This window comes from Vibrio sagamiensis NBRC 104589 (genome assembly GCF_007990935.1).
Taxonomy (GTDB): Bacteria; Pseudomonadota; Gammaproteobacteria; order Enterobacterales; family Vibrionaceae; genus Vibrio; species Vibrio sagamiensis.
In genome coordinates, this window is the sequence record NZ_BJXJ01000080.1 from 1 (window position 1) to 5443 (window position 5443).

Consider the following 5443-nt stretch of genomic DNA (forward strand, 5'->3'; position numbering starts at 1 on the left):
TAAGTGCTGCGCATTCTATTGAATGATTTTCTAGGTTGCAATAGTAATTACAAAAAAAAACGTATTTTTTTAATTTTCAGATGCGTTTGATTGAAAATCATACAAGCCTCGCTTTTTAAAGCAAAGTTTCGATCTTTGTCATTTGCTTTAAGCACAGCTTGTTGTATGTTCTTGCTCTCTATAAAACGAAGGATAGAATAGACCCATGAGTCCATTTTTGTCATTTGACCGTAACGAATGGGCAGAACTGCGTAATTCTGTTCCGATGACACTCTCAAAAGAAGATCTCATTGCACTTCAGGGTATTAATGAAAATATCACCATACAAGAAGCGGTCGAAATCTATCTTCCTTTATCCCGCTTGTTGAATTTATATGTGCAAGCTCGCCAGAGTCGAAATTTTGTTCTCCAGCAGTTTCTCAATACCGAAGAGCATGCCCCTCCTTTTGTAATTGGTATCGCTGGGAGCGTCGCTGTAGGTAAAAGTACCACAGCCCGACTACTTACCGCCCTCCTATCTCGCTGGGAGAATCATCCTAAAGTAGCTTTAGTTACAACCGATGGATTTTTATATCCTAAAAAGATACTTGAAGAAAAAAATATCATGCATCGTAAAGGGTTTCCTGAATCATATGATATCAAGCGCCTGGTCGAATTTGTTTCTGATGTCAAAGCGGGAAAACCTAATCTGGCAGCCCCCATTTACTCACATATAACTTATGATATTACCGATCAATTTAAATTGGTTGATAAGCCAGATGTACTAATTATCGAAGGTTTGAACGTTTTACAAAGTGGCATGGACTATCCACACGAACCACATAGCGTTTTCGTCTCAGATTTTCTTGATTTCTCAATTTATGTCGACGCTGAAGTCGACACAATAAAGCAATGGTATATCGATCGATTTTTAAAGTTTCGGCAAGGTGCCTTTACTAAACCTGGTTCTTATTTCAGCCACTACACTCAACTTTCTACAGAAGATGCGAAGAAAAAAGCAAAGGAGATTTGGTGTAGTATTAATGAACTAAATTTAAAACAAAATATTTTACCCACTCGAGAACGAGCCCACTTGATCCTTCATAAAGGCTCGAACCATCTAGTCGATAGAGTATTCTTAAGGAAGTAGCCACTGTCTTTAGTGGCTATTTTTTCTCAGAGAGATCTCTCCTCCAATATAGGTCTCTAAACCATTTTCAGTTTCAATCACAATACCTCCTTGGTGATCGATCCCTTTGACAATGCCGTGTACTTCTCTTGGCCCAATAAGTAATTTAACCGAGCGACCTAAAAAGTTATCCAATCGATTCCAACGTTCAACAAACCCTGTTAATCCAGTTAACTCATATTCCACAAGTGCACGCTGCCACTTTTCGATCAAATTGATGGCCAGTTGAGTGCGGTCTACCACAGCACCATTATTAATTTGATTCAACATCATCCATGGTTGGTCAATATCGGGTTGTTGATCTGGCATACCAATATTCAATCCCATACCAATAACGACATGTGCGGCACCACCCGTTTGTCCTGAGAGCTCAACTAAAATTCCAGCCAGTTTCTTATCTTGATAATAAATATCATTTGGCCACTTTAACTTGACACCTTGGATACCGATACTTTCAATCGCTTCAACGGCTGCGACGCCTATTGCTAGGCTTAATCCCATCGCAGCTGCCATACCTGCATCTAAGCGCCAATACATGGATAAGTATAAATTGGTACCAAAAGGTGAAACCCAGTGTCGGCCTCGACGCCCTCGCCCCTGAGTTTGATACTCAGCAAGACAAACGCGACCTTTTTCCGATTTGTCCACATTATCGAGCAAATATTGATTGGTTGAATCAATGACTGAAATGAGTTCACATTGGGTAGCTGTGCTGGCTTGAATCTTCTTTTCATCGAGTAATTGTAAGGGGGACGCAAGTTGATAACCACGACCTTGAACCCGATAAATATCCATTCCCCAGTCGTTAAGTGTTTTAACGTGTTTTGCAATTGCCGCTCGCGAGATCCCCAGAGCCTGCCCCAAGCATTCACCGGAGTGAAACCCGCCATCACTCAGTGTTTTCAATATATGTAGTTTCACTGAATGCTCTTTCTTCATCAAACTGCCTCGATCTCTGCTAAATTTGTTTCTGCTGTACTGCCCATAAAACGGACTTCATGTTCTAGTACTATCTGGTATTTGCTCCACACTGCTCTTTTCACCAGAGAAGCTAAATCAATAATATCTTCTGCGCTGCAATTATCCGCGTTGGTTAAAACCAAAGCCTGCTGCGGATGCACTTGAGCACCATTCACAGAGGCCCCTTTTAAACCACATTGATCAATCAACCATCCTGCCGCAACTTTCATCCCAGCATCGCTAGGATAAGCCACGATATCGGCATACTGCGTTTTAAGTTGATCGTAATGATCTTTATCGATCACCGGGTTTTTGAAAAAGCTGCCTGCATTACCAACTCGATCTGGATCTGGTAGTTTTTCTTTTCGAATTTCACAAACACGCTCAAAAATCGTTCTTGGACTTAACACCTCTTTTGGAATGCTTTGTAAAGGGCCATATTGATTGAGTGGCTGCCATTTTTTCGACAACTTAAGCCCAACACCTGTGATAAAACATTGGCCTAATAGTGCTTGTTTGAAGATAGAATCACGGTACCCAAAATGACACTCCTCTGCTGTCATACGCTGAGTTGTAAAAGTCTGTAAATCCAAAATATCGACATAATCGCACACATTTTGGAATTCCTGCCCATAAGCTCCGATGTTCTGAATAGGAGCAGACCCCACACAGCCAGGAATTAAGGCCAGGTTTTCTAGTCCACCCATACCTTTATCCACACACCATTCAACCAAACTTGGCCAATCCTCACCACCTTCAACATGCAATAAGTAATGCGTTTCTGTTTCCTGCATCGTTTTTCCCATTAGGCGATTAACAATGACGATTCCCTGATAAGGGCAGGTAAAAAGAACATTGCTGCCTTTGCCTAGAAAAAGTTTGGGTAAGATTTGTAACTTTGGGCTTTTAAAAAGCTGCACTACGTCATCAACGGATTCAACCACGGCAAGGTAGTCACAAGTTTGCTCGATACCGAACGTGTGAAAAGCCTTAAGGCTTGCGTGTTCTTTAATTTCCATATGGATTTGCAACACCAGGTGAGATTCTCTTAAACTGTAAACATTCTACATTACTTATCTTATCACTGCAGCGACAATGCCAGACTCATTACACATAGAGGAATTACCACCTCTTAAGCTTCCTCTTATTAAAAAGCTCTATAAACAGTATTACCCAGCAGGAAAAGCCAAAAGCGATGAATTGATCCTTACGGCGACACAAGCAGGGAATATCGTTGCCTTGCTTAGGTTAAAAAATATCGACTGTTTTCGTCTTCTTACTGGAATGCTTGTTATCCCTGACTATCGAGGAACTGGCGTTGGGAAGTCTCTCCTTGCTCACTGCAAGCAGCATATTTTTAAAGAGTCTGACTACTGTTTCGCTTTCAGTCATTTAAAAAGTTATTACTCTCAATATGGTTTTAAAAACATCACGGCTGATGAACTTCCACAATCTTTAAGAACCTCATTTTTACGATACGTCGAGAGTGGAAAAGATCTCATTCCGATGCAATTTAGCTCTGAACATGCGGTAAATTGCGAGCTTTTGTAGCCAGTCAATTCAGTTCTTTGTTAGAATATAAGGTTCGCAATATTGCATTTAATCAAGGTACCCACACTGATATGATAGTAAGTAGGAATCCATTCGAACCGTTGCCAAGTCTCGCGGTAAAGCCAGATAATTTTGAGGTACTTCATTCTGCAGAGTCTTTCAGAATTCGCCTGCTTGATGCCATCAGTAAAGCAACGTCACGAATTTACCTAGTCGCTCTCTATCTAGAAGACGATGCCGCAGGCCGCGAGATTTTCACTGCACTCTACGAAGCAAAGCAAAGAAATCCCGGTTTGGATATCAATGTATGTGTTGATTGGCACCGAGCCCAACGAGGATTAATCGGGGCAGAATCGTCAGAAGGTAACGCTGCATTATATAAAAAGTTTGCCAATACCTTTAAACACCCAGTTCCAGTTTATGGTATCCCTGTAAGAGGAAAAGAAGTCTTTGGCGTACTGCACTTAAAAGGCTTTATTGTCGATGATACCGTTATCTATAGCGGGGCAAGCCTGAATAACGTCTACCTGCAATACAACGACCGCTACCGCTTTGATCGTTACCATGTGATTAGTCATAAAACCTTGGCTGACTCTATGGTTAAGTTTATTCAAGATGAAATGATTGCTCACCCTGCAGTAAACGACCTAGCCCGTGAAGATAAGCCTGAAACGAAAGATATCAAAGCAGATATTCGTCAACTGCGTTCTTCCCTAGCCCGTGCTAAATATCAATTCACAGCTGAAGAAGCGGCGCCACAAGACGTAAAAGTCACGCCTTTAGTCGGTCTAGGAAAACGCCGTAATCTTCTGAATCAAAAGATCGTCCAACTTTTAGCGTCGGCAAAAGAAGAGATTTTTATCTGCACTCCATACTTTAATCTACCAAAGTCACTCCATCGTGAAATAAAGCGGGCGATAAGACGCGGTGTCAAAGTGACCGTTGTTGTCGGTGATAAAACAGCCAATGACTTTTATATTTCACCAGAAGAAGAGTTTAAAACCATTGGCGGCCTTCCTTATCTGTACGAGCTAAACTTACGACGTTTTGCCAAAGCAAATGAAGCAAGCATAGCGGCTCGTAAGCTATCTATCCACCTATGGAAACACGCGAATAACAGCTTCCATCTTAAAGGTATCTGGGTTGATAAGCGCTATATGTTACTTACTGGCAATAACTTAAATCCTCGCGCTTGGGCATTAGATCTTGAGAATGGTCTTCTTATTCAAGATGAGAAAAGGTTAATGAAAGAAAAGTTTGGGCATGAAGTCTCTAATATTCTGGAGCATACTCAACTGATCTGTACTTATAAACAACTGGAAAAGTTAGAAGATTACCCACCTGCGGTTCAGAAGCTGGTTCGCAAGATAACTCGAATCAAAGCAGATGGCGTACTTAAGCGTATCCTGTAACTAGTTAGTAAGCCAATCATCACTAACCCAGCTTCATGCTGGGTTTTTTGAATGTACTTCCGACTAGAGTCAATCCAATGCTTGGCTAGATCGTAAACCAACCAACTATCTAAGACAGGCTTTATTTTCCGCATCTAGTATCGTCTGCTAGGGCTTTTATTTGAGTCAATTGCAGAACTGTGGGGACGCCTAATTCAGAAGTTACGATCAATCTAGGCTCATACCCTGAAAAGAAAAATCGCTTTGCTTTAAAGGACAAAACCCAGTCCAAAGGCTGGGTTTCTAAATAGATGGCGGGGTTGCGGGTAACCGGGACTCGTTGGTTGTAGACCACAATAACATCGTAAATACA

6 protein-coding genes are annotated in these 5443 nt (G+C 41.4%); 3 read left to right on the top strand and 3 right to left on the bottom strand.

Annotated elements, in window-relative coordinates; genetic code table 11:
• Positions 1 to 205 precede the first annotated feature (205 nt).
• Positions 206 to 1129 (top strand): type I pantothenate kinase, encoded by a 924-nt coding sequence (coaA, locus tag VSA01S_RS19120; RefSeq protein WP_039980866.1) that lies wholly within the window; start codon positions 206 to 208, stop codon positions 1127 to 1129.
• A gap of 9 nt (positions 1130 to 1138) precedes the next feature.
• On the opposite strand, the gene birA is transcribed toward coaA, so the two are convergent.
• Together birA and murB are read right to left on the bottom strand one after the other, a co-directional pair.
• A complete protein-coding gene (birA, locus tag VSA01S_RS19125; RefSeq protein WP_039980865.1) occupies positions 1139 to 2107 on the bottom strand; it encodes a bifunctional biotin--[acetyl-CoA-carboxylase] ligase/biotin operon repressor BirA in 969 nt (322 codons plus the stop codon).
• Positions 2107 to 3147 carry a UDP-N-acetylmuramate dehydrogenase gene (gene murB / locus VSA01S_RS19130; protein ID WP_039980863.1) on the bottom strand — a complete coding sequence of 347 codons (1041 nt, stop codon included), beginning with the start codon at positions 3145 to 3147 and terminating at the stop codon, positions 2107 to 2109. The genes birA and murB overlap by 1 nt, the downstream gene beginning before the upstream one ends.
• A 76-nt stretch (positions 3148 to 3223) precedes the next feature.
• Between murB and VSA01S_RS19135 the strand changes: the two genes are divergently transcribed.
• On the top strand, positions 3224 to 3679 hold the full coding sequence (locus VSA01S_RS19135; RefSeq protein ID WP_039980861.1) for a GNAT family N-acetyltransferase: 456 nt from the start codon (positions 3224 to 3226) through the stop codon (positions 3677 to 3679).
• A gap of 71 nt (positions 3680 to 3750) precedes the next feature.
• Positions 3751 to 5091, top strand: a complete 1341-nt coding sequence (pssA, locus tag VSA01S_RS19140; RefSeq protein ID WP_039980869.1) for a CDP-diacylglycerol--serine O-phosphatidyltransferase — start codon at positions 3751 to 3753, stop codon at positions 5089 to 5091.
• A 121-nt stretch (positions 5092 to 5212) separates the two neighbouring features.
• On the opposite strand, the gene VSA01S_RS20225 is transcribed toward pssA, so the two are convergent.
• On the bottom strand, positions 5213 to 5443 hold a 231-nt coding region (locus tag VSA01S_RS20225; protein WP_222593938.1), incomplete at its 5' end, for a hypothetical protein.